The organism is Streptomyces sp. NPDC005262 (genome assembly GCF_042872425.1).
In the GTDB taxonomy this organism is placed as follows: domain Bacteria; phylum Actinomycetota; class Actinomycetes; order Streptomycetales; family Streptomycetaceae; genus Streptomyces.
In genome coordinates this window covers 109,696-127,625 of the sequence record NZ_JBIAKK010000006.1, presented here as the reverse complement: position 1 = coordinate 127,625, position 17,930 = coordinate 109,696, and the positions used below count along the sequence as shown (strand labels likewise).

The 17,930-nt window shown below is 70.8% G+C and carries 14 protein-coding genes and 1 pseudogene; 5 read left to right on the top strand and 10 right to left on the bottom strand.

The window, feature by feature from the left end; translation table 11 throughout:
• Positions 1 to 55: 55 nt before the first annotated feature.
• On the bottom strand, positions 56 to 1,057 hold the full coding sequence (locus ACFYP5_RS17695) for a ketopantoate reductase family protein (protein ID WP_389036447.1): 1,002 nt from the start codon (positions 1,055 to 1,057) through the stop codon (positions 56 to 58).
• A 662-nt stretch (positions 1,058 to 1,719) separates the two neighbouring features.
• Here ACFYP5_RS17695 and ACFYP5_RS17690 point away from each other — a divergent pair.
• Entirely contained in the window at positions 1,720 to 2,556 is an 837-nt protein-coding gene (locus tag ACFYP5_RS17690) for an ABC transporter ATP-binding protein (protein WP_389036444.1), read from the top strand.
• A 26-nt stretch (positions 2,557 to 2,582) separates the two neighbouring features.
• Here ACFYP5_RS17690 and ACFYP5_RS17685 read toward each other — a convergent pair whose 3' ends face one another.
• The 6 genes from ACFYP5_RS17685 to ACFYP5_RS17660 all read right to left on the bottom strand — a co-directional run bounded on the left by ACFYP5_RS17685 (position 2,583) and on the right by ACFYP5_RS17660 (position 8,162).
• Complete coding sequence (locus ACFYP5_RS17685) at positions 2,583 to 2,963, bottom strand: DUF4440 domain-containing protein (RefSeq protein ID WP_389036442.1); 381 nt, start codon at positions 2,961 to 2,963, stop codon at positions 2,583 to 2,585.
• Positions 2,956 to 3,504 (bottom strand): DUF1697 domain-containing protein, encoded by a 549-nt coding sequence (locus ACFYP5_RS17680; RefSeq protein ID WP_389036439.1) that lies wholly within the window; start codon positions 3,502 to 3,504, stop codon positions 2,956 to 2,958. The genes ACFYP5_RS17685 and ACFYP5_RS17680 overlap by 8 nt, the downstream gene beginning before the upstream one ends.
• Positions 3,505 to 3,592: 88 nt before the next feature.
• A complete protein-coding gene (locus ACFYP5_RS17675; RefSeq protein WP_389036436.1) occupies positions 3,593 to 4,795 on the bottom strand; it encodes a S8 family peptidase in 1,203 nt (400 codons plus the stop codon).
• A gap of 264 nt (positions 4,796 to 5,059) precedes the next feature.
• Positions 5,060 to 6,367: an ABC transporter substrate-binding protein gene (locus ACFYP5_RS17670; protein ID WP_389036433.1), complete on the bottom strand. Its 1,308-nt coding sequence runs from the start codon at positions 6,365 to 6,367 to the stop codon at positions 5,060 to 5,062.
• Complete coding sequence (locus ACFYP5_RS17665; RefSeq protein WP_389036430.1) at positions 6,367 to 7,206, bottom strand: carbohydrate ABC transporter permease; 840 nt, start codon at positions 7,204 to 7,206, stop codon at positions 6,367 to 6,369. Before ACFYP5_RS17665 ends, ACFYP5_RS17670 begins: the two co-directional genes overlap by 1 nt.
• Positions 7,203 to 8,162 (bottom strand): carbohydrate ABC transporter permease, encoded by a 960-nt coding sequence (locus ACFYP5_RS17660; protein ID WP_389036427.1) that lies wholly within the window; start codon positions 8,160 to 8,162, stop codon positions 7,203 to 7,205. The genes ACFYP5_RS17665 and ACFYP5_RS17660 overlap by 4 nt, the downstream gene beginning before the upstream one ends.
• A 125-nt stretch (positions 8,163 to 8,287) precedes the next feature.
• Between ACFYP5_RS17660 and ACFYP5_RS17655 the strand changes: the two genes are divergently transcribed.
• On the top strand, positions 8,288 to 9,154 hold the full coding sequence (locus tag ACFYP5_RS17655) for a phosphotransferase enzyme family protein (RefSeq protein WP_389036424.1): 867 nt from the start codon (positions 8,288 to 8,290) through the stop codon (positions 9,152 to 9,154).
• A 115-nt stretch (positions 9,155 to 9,269) separates the two neighbouring features.
• On the opposite strand, the gene ACFYP5_RS17650 is transcribed toward ACFYP5_RS17655, so the two are convergent.
• Positions 9,270 to 9,998: a 3'-5' exonuclease gene (locus ACFYP5_RS17650; RefSeq protein ID WP_389036421.1), complete on the bottom strand. Its 729-nt coding sequence runs from the start codon at positions 9,996 to 9,998 to the stop codon at positions 9,270 to 9,272.
• A gap of 81 nt (positions 9,999 to 10,079) precedes the next feature.
• Positions 10,080 to 11,312 (bottom strand): SAV2148 family HEPN domain-containing protein, encoded by a 1,233-nt coding sequence (locus ACFYP5_RS17645; protein WP_389036418.1) that lies wholly within the window; start codon positions 11,310 to 11,312, stop codon positions 10,080 to 10,082.
• Positions 11,313 to 11,670: 358 nt separating this feature from the next.
• Between ACFYP5_RS17645 and glgX the strand changes: the two genes are divergently transcribed.
• Both glgX and treY read left to right on the top strand, forming a co-directional pair.
• Entirely contained in the window at positions 11,671 to 13,854 is a 2,184-nt protein-coding gene (gene glgX / locus ACFYP5_RS17640; protein ID WP_389036415.1) for a glycogen debranching protein GlgX, read from the top strand.
• A gap of 272 nt (positions 13,855 to 14,126) precedes the next feature.
• Positions 14,127 to 16,526: a malto-oligosyltrehalose synthase gene (gene treY, locus ACFYP5_RS17635; RefSeq protein ID WP_389036413.1), complete on the top strand. Its 2,400-nt coding sequence runs from the start codon at positions 14,127 to 14,129 to the stop codon at positions 16,524 to 16,526.
• On the opposite strand, the gene ACFYP5_RS17630 is transcribed toward treY, so the two are convergent.
• Positions 16,486 to 17,511, bottom strand: coding sequence for a cytochrome P450 (locus ACFYP5_RS17630; RefSeq protein ID WP_389036410.1), 1,026 nt, complete (start codon positions 17,509 to 17,511; stop codon positions 16,486 to 16,488). The genes treY and ACFYP5_RS17630 overlap by 41 nt on opposite strands.
• 232 nt (positions 17,512 to 17,743) lie before the next feature.
• Between ACFYP5_RS17630 and ACFYP5_RS17625 the strand changes: the two are divergent.
• Positions 17,744 to 17,929: pseudogene (locus tag ACFYP5_RS17625) on the top strand (hypothetical protein); the annotation flags it as partial.
• Position 17,930: the final 1 nt, after the last annotated feature.

Genomic DNA, 17,930 nt, shown 5'->3' with positions numbered 1-17,930 from the left:
CGGCCACTGCCGAGCGGTATTGAAGAAAAGCGACAGCGGCCTGGCCTCGGACCGGTCAGGAGGCCGCGTCGATCAGTGCGCCGAGTTCGGCCACCGACATCGATCCGGGCTCCCGCCGCTCCCGGGCGAAGGCATTCGCGGTGCGTTGCAGTACGTCGTTGACCGGTGTGGGCACCCCGTGCTCCCGGCCGAGCAGCACGATCTCCCCGTTGAGGTAGTCGGCCTCGATGGTGCCCGTACCCCGGCTGAGGCTCTGCCAGGACGACCCGGCGCCGCGCGGGGAGCCGTCCAACGGCTCGAAGCGGATCCGGTCACCGCGCGCCTTCGTCTGTTCCTCCTGGCCGACCGCTTCGATGCCGGCGGCCGCCAGCACGGCCCGGCCCTCGGCGAGCGCCCGCTTGAAGAGGGCGATGGCGTCGTCTCCGGTGAGCAGCCCGGTGACGGCCTCAACGGCGTTGGCGATGTTGGAGAGCAGCTTGCCGTACTTCCAGCGCATCACGTCCGGCACGACCGGGGCGAGCAGCTTCGACTTCTCCAGGTCGGCGGCGATCAGCCGGGCCGTCTCGTCGGTCCCGGTGGGGTAGCGCCCCAGGTGCAGGATGCCGGTCAGCGGCGTTCCGGCCGCGGACACCTCCCCGGGTTCGACGAAGGTGGCGGGCAGCCAGACGCACATGCCGTACACATGCCGGAAGCGGCGCAGTGCGAGACGTTCGCTCTCCACGCCGTTCTGCGCACAGACCAGCGGCAGCCGCTCGCCCGCGGTACCGCCGCCCGCCACCGGCCTGACGCTCCAGGCGTCGAGCGCGGCGGTGCTGTCCTGCGTCTTCACGGCGAGTACGAGTACGTCGTCCGCGGTCAGGTCCAGTGCGTCGGGCCGGTCGACGACGGGGAGCGAGTGGGTACGCGGGCCGTCCGGCGTGGTGAGCCGGAGTCCACCCGTGCGCAGCGCCTCGTACTGCGCACCCCGCGCCACCAGGACGACGTCGTGGCCGGCCTCGGCCAGCCGTCCCCCTATGGCGCCGCCGACGGCGCCCGCTCCCACGATGATGTAGCGCATGTCGGCTCCGTCCGGTGCTGCCGTGTGTCACATATGGCGGTCAGATCCTATGCGGGGAGGCGGACCTGTCGAAGGCCGCCCACCGGGGCCTGGAACCTGATGACAGAGGCTCTGAGCTGTTGCGGACGATGTGCGGGGCCGGTCCGAGGCGGCTGCGGGCGGACCGGATCGGTCTCCACCGACTGCACCGGCCGGACCCGGACGTACCCATGGACGAGACCGGACGGCGCTCCTGAAGCGCTGAGTCGGGCAGGTAAGATCCGGTTCAACGGTCTGAACACACCCTCACCACCGACCAGCTGGAGCAGGCTCTCTCCCCGACCGGGACCGCCTCGGTGCAGAACCGCTTCGATCTCCTCGACCGCGCGTCGACCCGGTGCTGAACTCTTCGAGACCCATGGCTTTCCGCCCCGGTACCCGACGGCCGCGCCGACCGGTGGCACCGCCGAGGCGCACGCCGGTATCGCCGAACTACACGCCGCCACCCCCGGGCAGATCGCCCTCGCCTGGCTGCCGCACCGCTCCCCCGTACTGTCCCCGCCAACCGGCACGGGTCCGCTCGTCCGACCGGCGGAGGATCTCGGGGCTGCGGAGATCCAGCTGTCCACCGAAGACATGAGCCACCTGGAAGCGCTCGCGCCCGCATGAAGGAGTACCCGCCCGTGACCACCACCGTCGCCCTCACCACCTCCGTCCCCGCGTCCCCGGTGCCGGTGATCCGGGCCGACGGCGTCCGGCTCGTCCTGGACGGCAACGTCCTGCTCGACTCCGTCTCGCTGACCGTGCGCAGCGGTGAACACTGGGCCCTGCTCGGCGCCAACGGCGCCGGAAAGAGCACGCTGCTCGGGCTGCTCGGCGCGGTCACCCACCCCACCCACGGATCCGTGGAGGTCCTGGGACGCACGATCGGACGGGTCGATCTGCGGGAGCTGCGGACCCTGCTGGGGCACGTCAACCCGCGTCATCCGCTGCGTTCCCCGCTGTCGGTGCGCGAGGTGGTGCTCACCGGTCTGACCAACTCGGTGGAGCCGGTGCCACGTTGGTCCGCCAGTGCCGAGCAGCGGGACCAGGCCGACCGGTTGCTGAAGATGCTGGGCATGCAGGACAAGGCCGGATCGCGCTGGCCGTCGCTCTCGCAGGGCGAGCGGGGCCGTACGCTCATCGCCCGCGCTCTGATGCCGCGGCCGCGGCTGCTGCTCCTCGACGAACCGGCGACCGGTCTGGATCTCGCCGCCCGCGAGCAACTGCTGGACGCCCTGGACACCTTGCGCCAGGAACACCCCCAGCTGGCGACGGTCCTGGTCACACACCATCTTGAGGAACTGCCCGCCTCCACCACGCATGCGATGCTGCTTCGGGCGGGGCGGTGTGTGGCCTCGGGTCCGGCCGACGATGTGCTGACCACGGATCAGGTCAGCGACTGCTTCGGGCATCCGGTGCGGATCGCACGTACGGACGGCCGGTGGACGGCGCGGGCGCAGCGCGTCACACGCGGCTGACAGCGGGTGATCGACGTCGGGCGCCGTCAGCCGTCGGACGGTTCGGCGATGAACGGCGTGGCCTGGTGGAAGTAGCGGAGCCAGCCGCGCTCGGTCAGCCGCCACAGTGAACTGCGGTGGGCCCGGAGCCCCTTGGACTCGGAATCAAAGGTCAGATGGACGAGTTCGTCGGCGAGCTGGACTCCGCGCATCCATGACGCGGTGAGCTGTCCGGGGCGTGGGGCCTCGTCCGCGGTCAGCGAGGCGATGGTCGCGTCGCGGTCCCAGAAGCGGCCGGCGGCGTCGATCTCGCGGTACTCCGGGTGCAGCACCTGGACGAGGAGATCGGCGGAGCAGCGGACCAGTGGGTCGAGGAGCCTGAGTTCGCCCTCGACGGCGGCGGCCACGCCGGGCTGCGGCTCAGTCACGCGTCATCTCCACGAGTTTGGCGACGGTGTTCCAGTTACGTGTGGTGGCGGTGAGGCCCTTGGTGAGGGAGGGACGATGAAGCGCATCGGCGAGCTTGGAGCGGCCCAGTCCGTCGGGGGCATAGAGGTAGAGCGCGCGGTCGCCGAGCCGGAACTCCTCGGGGCGGAAGGTGTCGGCGTCGATCGCGGCGAAGCGTGCGGCGTCCACCGGCCGGTCGAAATAGGTGACGTGCAGCTGCTTGCCCTCGAGGGTGGCGGCCGGGAACGGGCAGGCGTCGGCGACCGATGCGAGATAGGGGCCGTTCCGGATCAGACACGGAACGGCGAAGCCGAAGCGTTCCTCGATGGCCTGCTCGAGCTGTGCGGTGAGCCCGTCCTCGTCGCGCGACGCGCTGCTGAATACGGCGTTGCCGCTCTGCAGGTACGTGCGGACGTCCGCATGGCCCAGCTCCGTGAGCAGCGTGCGGAGTTCGGCCATCGGGACCTTCTTGTGGCCGCTCACATTGATGCCGCGCAACAGCGCCGCGTACCTGGTGGTCATGGGCACACCATAGGACGATCCGCCGGAGGTGCGCGGCCGCCGCGCCCCGTGGGGGAGAGCGCGACGGCCGCCGTCTCGGTGGTGCCTGTTACTCGACGATCTTCAGCAGCTTGTTCGGCGTCCCCTCGGTGGCGTTGGAGATCGCGTCGGGGGTGGCGCCGTCGGTGAGGGCCGTGGCGACGTCCGTCGGGGTGGCGTCCGGGTGTCCGGCGAGGTAGACGGCGGCGGCACCGACGACATGCGGAGTCGCCATGGACGTTCCGGAGATGGTGTTCGTCGCGTCGTCGCTGTCGTTCCAGGACGAGGTGATGTCCGAACCCGGGGCGTAGATGTCCACGACCGGGCCGTAGTTGGAGAACGACGACTGCTCGTCGTCCAGCGTGGACGAGGCGACCGTGATGGCCTCCGGGACGCGGGCCGGGGACCCCTCGCCCGCGTCGGCGGACTCGTTTCCTGCGGCCACCGCGAAGGTGACTCCGGAGGCGATGGCCTTCTGGACCGCGGCGTCGAGAGCCGGGTCGGCACCGCCGCCGAGGCTCATGTTGGCGACGGACGGACCCTCGTGGTGCGCGGTGACCCAGTCGATGCCGGCGACGACCTGCTCGGTGGTGCCCGAACCGGAGTCGTCGAGGACCCGGACGGCGACGATCTTCGCCTTCTTGGCGACGCCGAACGTCGCACCGGCTATGGTGCCGGCCACGTGGGTGCCGTGGCCGTTGCCGTCATCCGCACTGTCGTCGTTGTCCACCGCGTCGAAGCCCGAGCTCGCCCGGTCCTCGAACTCCTTGTGCGTGACACGGACACCGGTGTCGATGACATACGCCGTGACGCCTTCGCCCGCGCTGTCCGGGTAGGTGTACGCATGGTCGCCGGCGGTCTCGGTCTGGTCGATCCGGTCGAGGCCCCACGACGGCGGGTTGTCCTGGGTGGCGTCGATGTGGAACTTCTTGTTCTGGACGACCTTGGAGACGGCCGGGTCGGCCGCGAGCTGCTTGGCCTCGGTCTGCGAAAGTCCGTTGGCGGAGAAGCCGTTGATGGCGGAGTTGTAGGCGCGCTTCAGCTTGCCGCCGTACTCCTTGGCGAGCTTCGCCTTGTCGGCCTTCTGGTCCAGCATCACGATGTAGCTGCCCGAGACGGCGGTCGCCGCGTCCGCACCGTAGACCGTCCCCATCGCGGGAGCGGGTGCGGCTCCGGCGTAGGAGGTGCCCAGCAGGGTGACGCCGGCAACCGCGGCCACCGCGGTGATCGCAGCGGTCAGCTTGGTCCGGGGTGTGCGCTTGTGCATGGCCATGAAGAGGGGTCTCCTCGGCATTGTTTGTGGGGGGATTGGCCCTCGGCCGGAAGATCTCCGGGGGCTGGCTCGAAACCCTTACCGATTGACACGCTCAGATCAACCCCTTCATACAGCTGTGACTTACTCAACAAGGTTTCGTAATAAGAAATCGGCCAGTGGTGGTCAAGTCGGGCGGCCGGCCCCAACGCCCCGCGCGCGTACGGACCTTGCACGTGCGCGGGGGCGCAGCTTGGAACGGGACCTCGTCCGGTTCGCCGGGCTTCAGCGCTGGTAGCGGGCCAGTACCCGGTTCCCGTCGTCGACCAGGCGCCTGTTCAGCTCGTCCCTGCCGATCGCCCCGCTGTAGTACTCCTGCAGTGCGGGCGTGGCGACCTTGTCCTTCCACTCGGGGTAGCCACGCACCGACTGGGCGGGCGCCGAGCGCAGCCCTCTCGCCAGGGCCGCGCCGGTCGCCCAGCCGTTCTCGGTGGTGTGCAGGGCCGGATCCGCGAGCGCCGCCGTGCCGGTCGGCAGCATCCAGTCGCCCTCTGCCAGGCGCACCATGTTCGGTGGACGCAGCAGGAAGTCGATGAACTGCACGGCCGCCTTCTTGTGCGGGCTGGACTCTGCGACGGACAGGGTCTGCGGGCTCACGCCCTGGGCGAGCCCGTCGCTGCCGGCCGGGGCGGGCAGCACCGTCCAATCGAAGCCCTCGGGCGCCTGTTCGACGACCTGCTGACGGTACGAGAACCCCAGCGGGACCATCGCGTACCGCCCGCCGAACAGCCCGGGGAGGGTATCGGAGCCGCCCATGCCGAGCGCGGTGCGGGCAGCGCTGTGGTCGGTCTCGACCTGAGCGCGGATGGTGCCGGGGACCACCTGGTCGCCCTCGTCGAGGCGGATGGTCACCTTGCCGTCGCCGCCGCGATGGAAGAGCTGTCCGCCGCTGGAGAGGCCTAGGTTGAGGGTGACGGAGACGGGCTCCTTCAGCGGCCAGGCGACGCCGTACGTCGCCTTCCCCTCCCCCTTGCCCGTCAGCTCCTTGGTGACCTGACGGAATTCGTCCCAGCTCCACGGGTTCTCGGGGGTCGGGATACGGACCCCGGAGGCCTTGAGGATCTCTGTGTTGGCGATCAGGACCCGGGGTTCCTGGAGGAACGGCACCCCGTAGACGCCGTCACCGAAGGTCGTGGTCCGCCAGCTCTGCTCCGGGATGTCGGCGGTCAGCCGGTCGGGCAGGAGGCCGCGCAGATCGGCGAGATAGCCGCCGTACGCGAAGTCGGCGAGGTCGTCCGAGGCGTCGTGGATGACGTCTGGTGCCTCGTCGCCCTCGAAGGAGGTGAGCAGTTGGTCGTGGACGCTGTCCCAGCTGCCCTGGACGTACTCGACCTGGATGTCGGGGTGGGTGGCGTTCCACTCCTTGACCAGCTGCTTGTTGGCGTCGACGGACTCCTTCTGCCAGGCCAGCGACTGGAAGCGCAGTTCGATCTTGCCGTCGGTGTCCGTTCCGCCTCCGTCACCGCTGCAGCCGGTGAGCAGGAGGGCCAGCGCGGCGGCCGCGGCGGCCGCCGTCCGTACCGGTGCGCGCATCAGCTCTTCACCGCCCCGGCGAGCATGCCTCCGGTGATCCGGCGCTGGATGACCGCGAAGAGGACGAGGGACGGCAGGGTGGCAAGAAATGCGGCGGCGGCGAGGGGCCCGAGTTCGGCCGCTCCCTCCGCGCCGAGGAAGTGGGTGAGTACGACCGGCAAGGTCTGCTTCTCCGGTGTCTTGAGCAGGACGAGTGCGAAGAAGAACTCGTTCCATGCGGTGATGAACGCGAAGAGCGCGGTGGCGACGATCCCTGGAGCCAGCAGCGGGGCGGTGACCGAGACGAGTGTCCGCAGCCGGCTCGCACCGTCGACCGAGGCGGCCTCTTCGAGTTCGGTCGGTACGGCGCGGACGTAGCCGACCAGCATCCACAGCGCGAACGGCAGGGCCCAGACGACGTACACCATGATCAGCCCCCACAGGGAGTTGATCAGATGCATGTTCTTGAGAATCAGGAAGAGCGGAATGATCAGCAGCACGAAGGGGAACGCCTGGCTGACCACGACCCAGCCGGTGGCGGCGGCGGAGAGCCGGGTGCGGTGCCGGGCCATCACATAGGCCATGGGCGTCGCGATGACGACGGCGATCAGCGCGGCCGACACCGCGGCGATCAGCGAGTTCGCTGCGGCCTGGAGCAGCGGCTGCTCGTCGAAGGCCTGCCGGAAGTTGTCCAGGGTCGGGTGCTCGGGGATCCAGGTGGGGTGCAGTGAACCCAGTTCGCGGGCCGGCTTGAAGGCCGTGGAGATCAGCCAGAGGAACGGGAACGCCAGGAAGACGAGGTAGACCAGGAGTGCGACGTACTGTCCGGTGCGGGCGGATCTGCTGGTACCGAGGCTCACTGGTCCTCGCCTCCCCTGAGCCGGCCGACGAGATGGAGAGCGAGGACGACGGAGATCACCGCGACCATCACACAGCCCATCGCCGCGGCGTAGCCGAACTGGCCGTAGCGGAAGGCCTCCTCGTACGCGAAGAGCATCGGAAGCCGGGTCCGGCCTCCGGGGCCGCCGTTGGTCAGGACGTAGACCAGGGCGAACGAGTTGAAGTTCCAGATAAAGTTGAGGGCGGTGATGGCGAGCGCGACCGGTCTGAGAGCCGGCCAGGTGACGGTACGGAAGCGGCGCCAGGCACCCGCACCGTCCAGGGCGGCAGCTTCGTGGAGTTCGTGCGGGGTGTTCTGGAGGCCGGCCAGGAGTGCGACGGTGGTCTGCGGCATGCCCGCCCAGACGCCGACGACAATCACGGCGGGCAGTGCGGTGGCCAGTCCGGTCAGCCAGTCCCGGCCGTCACCGAGCCCGAGATCGCGGATGGTCTCGTTGAGGACGCCGGCGTCCGGGTTGTAGACGAGCCGCCACATGATGCCGACGACGACTTCGGGCATGGCCCAGGGGATGATCGCGAGTGCACGCGCCAGCCAGCGCATCCGCAGGTTCTGGTTGAGCAGGAGGGCGAGGCCCAGCGCGAGCAGGAACTGCGGGACGGTGACGCCGACCGCCCAGACCAGGCCGATCCGGAACGAGTCCCAGAACAGGGTGTCGTGGAGCAGGTCCTGGAAGTTCAGCCCGCCGACCCACTGGGTGGCCCGGGTGCGGCCGGACTGGGCATCGGTGAACGCCAGGGCGACACCGTAGAGCAGCGGGCCGACGCTGAGGATCAGGATCGGGATCAGGGCGGGAAGCACCAGGAACCAGGTGCCGGCGTTCCGGTCGATCCGCGGCGCCTGTCCGCCCTGCCGGGACCGCGGACCGCCGGGCGGACCGTGCTGTCCGGACTGTACGGTTGCATTCGCCAACGTCATGAATTCGACCCCCTTGCGTCATTGGATCGCTTTCATCCAGTTCCGGCCGCTCAGGTGGCCCCCGCCATGGTGCTGACGGTCCGTCGGTTCGTCAAGGTGGTGTGCACGGATGCGAAAATCGGACCATGAACGAGATGCGTGCGCGCGAGGTGCTGACCGCTGCCGGGCTTCCCGGCGAGGCCGAGCTGATCGCGCTGGGCGAGAACGCGGTGTTCGCCGTCGGCGACCTGGTGGTCAAGGTCGGCCGGGACGCCGTACGGAATCCGGAACTGCGCAGCCGGGCCGAGCGCGAGGTGGCCGTCGCGCGGTGGCTCGCCGCTTCGGGCATCCCCGCCGTGCGGGCGGCGGAGCCGGAGGCGCGGCTCGTCGAAGGACACCCGGTGACGGTCTGGCACCGGCTCCCCGACGCGGTGCGCCCCGCCGAGCCGCGGGATCTGGCGCCGCTGCTCACCCTGGTCCACGCGCTCCCCGCCCCGGACGGACCGGCGCTGCCGCGGCGGGAGCTGCTGGGTGGGGTGGAGCGGTGGCTGCGGATCGCGGGTGACGCGATCGATCCGGCCGACGCCGCATATCTGCGGGAGCGGAGGGACGGGTTCGCCGCGGCAGCGGCGGCGTTGGTGCCGCATCTGCCGCCGGGGCCGATCCATGGCGACGCACTGCCGCGAAACGTCCATGTCGGTCCGGACGGGCCGGTGCTGGTGGACCTCGAGACGTTCTCCGCGGATCTGCGCGAGCACGACCTGGTGGTCCTCGCACTGTCCCGCGACCGGTACGGGCTGGCGGCGGAGGCGTACGACGCGTTCACCGCCGCGTACGGCTGGGACGTCCGGGAGTGGGACGGCTGCGCGGTACTGCGGGGCGCCAGGGAGACGGCCAGCTGTGCGTGGGTCTCGCAGCATGCACCGGGCAACCCGAAGGCCCTCGCGGAGTTCCGGCGCAGGGTTGCGTCCCTGCGTGACGGTGACCCCGAGGTGCGGTGGTATCCGTTCTAGCGGTCGTTGCCGGGGCCATCCGGCGGCCACCTTGTCCTGAATCTCCCGTTGACCTCCAGGAGATGGAAGACGCCGGGCTCGGATCCGCGGGCGGGCTCGGGTTTGTGGATGGGATTCAGCCGGTGATCTGCGCCGGTTCCCGTACGGGCCAGTGTGGGTCGATCACTGCGTCCGGAGTGCCCTTGCGGCGCAGGAAGGCCTGGAAGCCGGACGCCCAGTCCGCGTACCAGGTGATCTGGCGCTCGTGCAGTTCGGCCGCCGTCAGCGCGGCCACCGAGCCGTGCCGTTCGGCTATCGCGTACGCCACCCGCACCGCGGCCAGCGCGTCCGCGCCCGCGTCATGGGCGCCGCCGTGCACCACCCCGTACTCGACGCAGACCGCCTCCAGCGTCCGCTTGCCCTTGCGGTAGCGGTCGACGGCCCGGTCGATCGTGTACGGGTCGATGACCGGACCGATCCCGCCGCCGTCGAGCCGGTCGCTCAGCGACGGCAGTCCGTGCCGGCGCAACTCCGCCGTCAGCAGCGTCAGATCGAAGGCCGCGTTGTACGCGACGACCGGCACTCCCTGGCGCCAGTAGCCCGCGAGCGTCTCGGCGATCTCGTCCGCCACCTCGCGCGCCGGCCGCCCCTCCGCCGCCGCCCGCTCGCTGCTGATGCCATGGATCGCCGACGCCTGTGCGGGGATCCGGATTCCGGGATCCGCCAGCCAGGTGCGCTGCCGCACCGGCTCCCCGTCCCTGCCGCCGACGCCGACGACCGCGGCCGTCACGATCCGAGCCTCCAGCGGCTCCGTGCCCGTCGTCTCCAGGTCGAAGCCGACCAGGGCCTCCCGGTGCCAGCTCATCCCGTACCTCCTTCGTGGTGCTCTCCCCCAGGTGCTGACCACCCTGCCATGCACCACTGACAACGGTCACAGGCGGTGGGTTCAGGAGACCGGGCGGGAGTCCGTCCATACGGATTCGAACTCCTCGCGGTATGTCTCGAACAGCCCGTGCTCGTTGTCCTGTCCCGCTCGGACCACCGCCCGGCCGCCGCCCCGCAGCACCAGCACCGGGGCCTCCATGCCGCGTGCGCGCCGCAGATAGGGCTGGACGACGCCCACCGCATCGGCCCCGTCCCCGTCCACCAGATAGGCGGTGAAGCGCGGCGTCTCGTCGAAGACATGGATCTCGAAGGCACCCGGATCGCGGAGCTTGGAGCGGACCCGGCGCATATGGAGGATGTTCATCTCCACGGACCGGCTCAGCTCGCCCTTCTTGAGGCCCAGTTCGCGCTCGCGGCGCTTGACCGCACTGCTCGCCGGGTTGATGAAGAGCAGCCGGATCCGGCATCCCGATTCGGCCAGCCGGACGAGCCTGCGGCCGGAGAAGTTCTGCACCAGGAGATTGAGGCCTATGCCGATCGCGTCGAGGCGGCGCGAGCCGCCGAAGAGGTCCTCGGCGGGGAGCTGGCGCTGCAGCCGGACCCGGTCGGGGTGGACGGAGACCACATCCGCGTAGCGGTCGCCGACCAGTTCCTCGACGGCGTCGACCGGCAGCCGGTCGGCGGACGGGACCGCGGCGCCGCTGCCGAGGATCTCCAGGAGCCGCGCCGAGGCGCGCTCGGCCTGGGCGAGGACCGCCTCGTTCAGTGCGCGGTTGCGGGAGACCACATTGCGGGCGACCTCCAGCTCGTCGAGCGCCAGCTCGACATCGCGCCGGTCGTCGAAGTACGGCTCGAAGCAGGGCCAGTGCTGGATCATCAGCTCCCGCAGCTGCGGGAGCGTGAGGAAGCTGAGCACATTGTCGTCGGCCGGGTCGAGCAGATACCCCTTGCGGCGGGAGACCTCGCGCACGGCGACGGCGCGCTGCACCCATTCCTGCCCGGCGGGCCCCGCTGCGGCCACCACCCAGTCGTCGCCGTGCACCGGTTCGTAGATGGGCCGCAGCACCGCGGCGACGACGGCGCGCAGCCGCTGTTCCACGAGATTCAGCCAGATGTAGGCCCGCCCTGCGCGCTGGGCCCGGGTCCGGACCTCACTCCAGGCTTCGGCGCCCCAGTCCAGTTCGGCGCCGATCTCCATGGGCTGCGCAAGCGATACCGCCCCCGGGGGGGCGTCGACGGATTCCCCCTCGTGACCTGCGTCACCTGGGGGCAGCTCGAATCCTCCCGAGCTCACCCGCGCACCGCCTTCCGCTCCCCCACCAATGATCAAGGAAGGGTACTCCGGGAGCGGGAGCCGGTGCAGCCGGATGCACAGGCTCCTTTCTCAACTCCCCCATGAGTAAAGTCTGTTCCCGGTGGCGAGATCTGCGGGAGTGAGCGGATTCACGGTGATTGGGTACCCCGTCAGGTGCCGCATACCGGACGTGTGCCCCGGTCAGATCCTCGGATTCCGGTTCCGGGCGACATCGAGAGGACCGATGTTGACAGGACCGGGCGACGTCCTAGGTGCGGGGCACTCTTTCGGGGAAGATCTGGCCGGGTCGGTCCCAAGTGCCCCCAGCACCCGGATCAGAAGTGGAAGAGTCATATCTATGCAGGTCTGGCCGGGACAGGCGTATCCCCTCGGTGCCACGTACGACGGCGTCGGCACCAACTTCGCGGTCTTCTCGGAGGCCGCCAACAGAATCGAGTTGTGCCTGCTGCACGACGACGGTTCCGAGACGGCGGTGGAGCTGAGAGAGACCGATGCCTTCGTCCGCCATGCCTACCTGCCCGGGGTGATGCCCGGGCAGCGGTACGGATTCCGGGTGCACGGACCGTACGAGCCGCAGCACGGAACCCGCTGCAACTCGGCGAAGCTGCTGCTCGATCCGTACGCGCGGGCGGTCTCCGGACAGATCCGGTGGGGCGAGGCGGTGTACGGCTATCCGTTCGGCCGCCCCGACGCGCGCAACGACCTCGACTCCGCGCCGCACACCATGACGTCGGTGGTGGTCAACCCGTACTTCGACTGGGGCGACGACCGGCGGCCCCGTACGGACTACCACCGCACGGTGATCTACGAGGCCCATGTGAAGGGCCTGACCATGCTCCATCCAGGACTGCCCAAGGAGCTGCGCGGCACCTACGCGGCGCTGGCCCACCCGGAGGTCATCGCACATCTGACGGAGCTCGGTGTCACGGCGATCGAGCTGATGCCGGTGCACCAGTTCGTCCAGGACCACCGGCTGGCGGACGCGGGACTCGCGAACTACTGGGGTTACAACACCATCGGCTTCTTCGCCCCGCACAACGCGTACGCCTCCCGCGGCGACCGCGGTGAACAGGTGAGCGAGTTCAAGCAGGCGGTACGGGCGCTGCATCAGGCGGGTATCGAGGTCATCCTCGACGTCGTCTACAACCACACGGCGGAGGGCAACCATCTGGGGCCGACGCTGTCGTTCCGGGGACTGGACAACGCCTCGTACTACCGGCTCGCGGACGACCAGCGGTACTACGTGGACACCACGGGCACCGGCAACTCGCTGCTGATGCGGTCGCCGCACGTGCTCCAGCTGATCATGGACTCGCTGCGCTACTGGGTGACCGAGATGCATGTGGACGGTTTCCGCTTCGATCTGGCGGCCACGCTGGCCCGGCAGTTCCACGAGGTGGACAGGCTGTCGTCGTTCTTCGACCTGGTGCAGCAGGATCCGGTGGTCAGCCAGGTGAAACTGATCGCCGAACCGTGGGACGTGGGTGAGGGCGGCTACCAGGTGGGGAACTTCCCCCCGCTGTGGACCGAGTGGAACGGCAAGTACCGGGACACCGTGCGCGACCTGTGGCGCGGCGAGCCGCGGACCCTCGCCGAGTTCGCGGGGCGGCTGACCGGCTCCTCGGACCTCTACCAGGACGACGGCCGGCGGCCGCTCGCCTCGATCAACTTCACCACCTGCCACGACGGGTTCACGCTGCACGACCTGGTCTCGTACAACGACAAGCGCAACGATGCGAACGGCGAGGCCAACCGGGACGGCGAGAGCCACAACAGGTCGTGGAACTGCGGCGTGGAGGGTGAGACGGACCAGCCGGAGGTGCTGGAGCTGCGCGAGCGGCAGATGCGCAACTTCATCGCCACGCTGATGGTGTCGCAGGGGGTGCCGATGCTGAGTCACGGCGACGAGTTCGCCCGCACGCAGTGCGGCAACAACAACGCGTACTGCCAGGACAACGAGCTGTCGTGGGTGCACTGGCCGGAACCGCGCAAGGCCGGCGCCCAGGACGGGGACGGGGACGGGACCGGGGCCGGGGACGACGGCGGGGCGGACTCCGTCCAGGCCAGCACGCTGCTGGAGTTCACCAGGGCGATGGTCTGGCTCCGCCGAGACCACCCGGTCTTCCGGCGTCGCCGGTTCTTCCACGGGCGGCCGGTCGAGGGCACGCACGACGAACTCTCCGACATCGCCTGGTTCACGCCCGAGGGCAGTGAGATGACCCAGCGGGACTGGCAGGCGGCGCACGCCAAGGCGCTGACGGTCTTTCTGAACGGCCACGCGATCTCGGAGCCGGGGCCACGCGGTGAGCGGATCTCCGACGACTCGTTCCTGCTGATGTTCAACGCGAGCGCCGACACCCTGGAGTTCGCCGTTCCGGTGAACCATGGGCGCCAGTGGTCGATCGTGGTCGACACGGCCAGCCCGGACGGGGTACGGCCGGGGGCGGGGCCGAAGGTGGCGGCGGGCGAGCGGGTGACGTTGGTGGGGCGGAGCATGGCGGTGCTGCAACGGCCGGCCTAACGGCTGTCCCGAAGGCGGCTGGGCGTCATCGCACCGGCCGTACTCGGGCGTACCGACAACGCGGCGAGGTGCCGTAGATGTCGGTACGCCCGCCAGGGATTACGGGGCAGCCCTCAGCTCTCTGCTACCGATGCGGCATGATCCGGAAGGGAGCCCCCCGGGGATGAGAGCAGCGACCGAAGCACCCGGGCTGCTCCGCGGTGACCGCTCGTCCGGATGGATAGGGCGGATGCCGTGTCACAGTCGGCCTCAGGCTGGGTACGTACGTTCGCATGACGCCCACCGCCACGTACCGGCTTCAGCTCCAGCCCGACTTCCCGTTCTCGGCCGCCGGGCACGCGGTGCCGTATCTCGCCGCGCTCGGCGTATCCCATCTGCATCTGTCCCCGGTTCTGGAAGCCGTGCCCGGCTCCACACACGGCTATGACGTCGTCGACCACAGCCGTGTCCGGGCCGAGCTCGGCGGTGAGGAGGGGCTGCGTCAGCTGGCGCGCACGGCCCGGGAGCACGGACTCGGGCTGGTGCTGGACATCGTGCCGAACCACATGGCCGCTGTCCCCCGGCACAACCGCGCGCTGTGGGAGGTCCTGCGCGAGGGCCCCGGGTCCCCGTACGCCCGCTGGTTCGACATCGACTGGACGGCGGGCGACGGCAAGGTGCTGCTGCCGGTGCTCGGCGGCCGGATCAGCGACGAGAGGGACCGGTTCCGGGTCGACGGGGAGGTGCTGCACTACGGTGAACAGGAGTTCCCGCTCCGGGCCGGCACCACCGGTCTGCCGCTGACGAAGCTGCTGGACGCGCAGCACTACCGGCTCGGCTGGTGGCGACTGGCCCGTACCGAGCTGAACTACCGGCGGTTCTTCACCATCTCCGACCTCATCGGGGTGCGGGTCGAGGATCCCGAGGTGTTCGCCGCCACCCATGCCAAGATCCTCGAACTGGTCCGGGACGGTGTGGTCGACGGGCTGCGCATCGACCATCCGGACGGACTCGCCGATCCCGTCTCCTATCTGGAGCGGCTCGGCGAGGCGACCGGCGGCCGGTGGACGGTCGTGGAGAAGATCCTCACCGGCACCGAGCCGCTGCCCGCGGGCTGGGCCGTCGCCGGGACGACCGGGTACGACGCCCTGCACCGGGTCGACGGGCTGTTCATCGACCCGGTGGGCGTCGCCGAGCTGGCCCGCGGGTACCGGGAGTTCGCGAATCCGGCCGGGGACCGCGGCGGCTACTGGGCGGCGACGGTCCGCCGCGCCGCGTACCGGGTGGTGACGCATGAGCTGGCCGCCGAGACCGAACACCTGACCAGGCTCGCCGTGCGCATCTGCGCCGAGGACCCCGCGCTGCGCGACCACGCTCCCTGGGCGCTGCACACCGCCGTGCGCGAACTGCTGGTCCGCGTTCCGGTCTACCGTCCGTATGTCACGGCCGGCGGGCCCTGCACGGCGGCGGCGGAGGCGACGCTGCCGAACACCGCCGTACGCGAGGCCAGAGCGGTGTTCTCCGTGCCGCAGGAGGCGACGGCCGTCGATGTGGTGCGGGATCTGGCACTCGGGCGGCTCGGTGACGGGCCGGAGCGGGCGGCGTTCTGCGCCAGGTTCGCGCAGACCGCGTCCGCGCTGCGGGCCAAGTCGGTCGAGGACACGGCGTTCTACCGCTACGCGCCGCTGATCTCGGCGGCCGAGGTGGGCGGTGATCCAGGGTCCCCGGCGGTGGCTCCGGAGGAGTTCCATGCGTTCTGTGCCCGGCTGGCGCGCGACTGGCCCGCCACCGGCACGGCGCTGACGACCCATGACACCAAGCGCAGTGCGGATGTGCGGGCCCGGATCGCGGTGCTGTCGGAGTGCCCGGATCAGTGGTCGGAGCTGCTGGCGGAGCTGGGGCGGGCGGCGCCGACGGCGACCGCACCCGATCCCCAGCTGGCCTGGCAGGCCTGGCAGACGGCGTTCGGCTGCGCGGGGCTGCCGGCCGTGGAGAGAGCGGAGCGGTTCGAATCCGCACTGCTCAAGGCGGTTCGCGAAGCGGGTCTCTTCACCAGCTGGACCGAGCCCGATCCGGTGTACGAGCAGGCGGTGTCGGATTTCGTCGCGGCGGGACCGGCCGCCGGCACCGGTCCGGCGCGGGCGGCGCTGGATCGGTTCGCGGCGGCGCTCGAACCGTTCGCACAGGCCAACATCGCAGGCGCGGCGCTGGTGCAGCTGACGATGCCGGGGGTACCGGACCTGTACCAGGGGACGGAGCAGGAGTACGCCGCCCTCGTCGACCCGGACAACCGGCAGCCGTTCCGGCAGCCGCCCGAGGACGGGCCCGTCACTGAGAAGGCCGCGCTCACGGTGGCGGCACTCCGGCTGCGGCGCGAGCGGCCGGAGCTCTTCGGCGAATCGGGAACGTACACCCCGCTGACCGTGCAGGGTCCGGCGGCCGCGCACTGTCTGGCCTTCTGCCGCTCGGGCGAGGTGGTCACGGCGGTGACCAGGCTGTCGCTGCGGCTGGCCGGGGCGGGCGGCTGGCGCGGCACGGAGCTGACGCTGCCGGACGACGGCGCGTGGACCGATCTGCTGACCTCGGGCCGGAAGTTCTCCGGGGGTGTGGTCGCGGTGGCCGAGCTGTTCGCCGAGCGGCCGGTGGCGCTGCTCAGCCGGGTCGGACGAGGAGGGTCCGCGGACCGCGGGTGAGCAGACCGGTGCCGGCCGGACGGAACCCGTCCACCCAGCGGAGCCGGGGCATGGCGTCGAGCAGGGCGATCAGTCCCTGTTCGGCCTCCAGCCGGCCGAGCAGGACGGCGGGGCAGGACTCCGGTCCGGCCGTGGACGCGCCCTGGTCACGGCGGAAGGGGTCGAAGAGGTCGGGTGAGGCGTACCGCTCCGGATCGCGGCCCGCCGCGCCGATCAGACAGGCGACGGGCGCACCGGCGGGGAGCGTGCCGCCGCTGACCCGGACCTCGGCGACGGTGCGGCGCAGCACGAACTGCACGGGAGGGTCGCGGCGCAGCGATTCGGTCCAGGCGCGGTGGGCGAAAGCGGGTTCGACGCGCAGGGCTGCCAGGAGGTCGGGATCGTCCAGCACATTGGCGAGGAAGGAGGCGAGCGCGGTTTCCCGGAGGGCGGTCTGCCGGGTGCAGGGGGCGGTGGCGGCGTGGCGGGGCAACGGGCCCAGATCCGGGTAGGTGCCGGCGCCTACGGGCAGCCAGTGGCAGAACTCCTTGACGAGGTCCGCCTGTTGCCGCCCGGCGATGCGGCGGGCGAGGACGTAGGCGGTCCGCTCGACGTGCTCGGTGAGGTGACGGGGCGCGGTCGCTGCCGCCCGCGCGATGTCCTGCGGCCGGGGCTGGCACGCCATGCTGCCGTGGCAGAGCCCGCGCGGCGCGGGCCCGCCGCGGGGCGCCCCGTCGTGCGGGAAGCCGGTGAACCGCGGGTCGGTGAGGGCGGTGGTCACATCGGCGTACCGGCTGAGCAGCCAGGCGCCGAGGAGTGCGTCGTAGCTGAGCGGGTACTCCTCGCGCAGCACGCGATAGAGCCGGTACGGGTCGTGCGCGGCGCCGGGGGCGAGGAGGCTCGGGCCGGTGCCGGGCCGGGCGGCGCGGCGGCCGTGGCCCGCTGCGGGCGGGGCCACGGGCACAGGCGTGGGCACGGGTATGCCGTCGGGGTCATCAGTCGGCATCCGTACCCCCCTGGATCGGTGCGCCGCGGTACGACGCGGATGCATCCAGGGGACCATCGCGGCGCGGTCACTGCAGTGGCGGTACGGCCATTCGGGTGAGGGAGGGGGCGGGGAACGGCCACCGACCGTGTCCCCACCCGCAGTGGTGGGAGCCGGCTACACCTCGTGCCCCGGCCTTCCCGCGGCGGCGCCCGTCGGCTCCGCTCGGGAGAACACCGCGAGACGTCTCGGGATGATCGCCGAGAGCCGGCTGGCCGTCGGCTGGGACGCCGGACCGTCCGACGTGGCGCAGCGCATCCACGCCCGTCCGACACCGTCCGATGTGGCGCACCACATCCACGCCCGTCCGAAGCTCTCCGGGACTGTCGGCGAGGCCGTTCCCGCCCTCGCCGGACGCGGCCTCCATCAACAGGCCTGAT

Excerpts from the sequence above, each read along its gene's own strand:
- ACFYP5_RS17670 (WP_389036433.1), bottom strand. The coding sequence starts at position 6,367 with ATGCGCGCACCGGTACGGACGGCGGCCGCCGCGGCCGCCGCGCTGGCC.
- ACFYP5_RS17655 (WP_389036424.1), top strand. The coding sequence starts at position 8,288 with ATGAACGAGATGCGTGCGCGCGAGGTGCTGACCGCTGCCGGGCTTCCC.
- ACFYP5_RS17630 (WP_389036410.1), bottom strand. The coding sequence starts at position 17,511 with ATGCCGACTGATGACCCCGACGGCATACCCGTGCCCACGCCTGTGCCC.
- ACFYP5_RS17675 (WP_389036436.1), bottom strand. The coding sequence starts at position 4,795 with ATGGCCATGCACAAGCGCACACCCCGGACCAAGCTGACCGCTGCGATC.
- ACFYP5_RS17660 (WP_389036427.1), bottom strand. The coding sequence starts at position 8,162 with ATGACGTTGGCGAATGCAACCGTACAGTCCGGACAGCACGGTCCGCCC.
- treY (WP_389036413.1), top strand. The coding sequence starts at position 14,127 with ATGACGCCCACCGCCACGTACCGGCTTCAGCTCCAGCCCGACTTCCCG.
- ACFYP5_RS17695 (WP_389036447.1), bottom strand. The coding sequence starts at position 1,057 with ATGCGCTACATCATCGTGGGAGCGGGCGCCGTCGGCGGCGCCATAGGG.
- ACFYP5_RS17680 (WP_389036439.1), bottom strand. The coding sequence starts at position 3,504 with ATGACCACCAGGTACGCGGCGCTGTTGCGCGGCATCAATGTGAGCGGC.
- glgX (WP_389036415.1), top strand. The coding sequence starts at position 11,671 with ATGCAGGTCTGGCCGGGACAGGCGTATCCCCTCGGTGCCACGTACGAC.
- ACFYP5_RS17650 (WP_389036421.1), bottom strand. The coding sequence starts at position 9,998 with ATGAGCTGGCACCGGGAGGCCCTGGTCGGCTTCGACCTGGAGACGACG.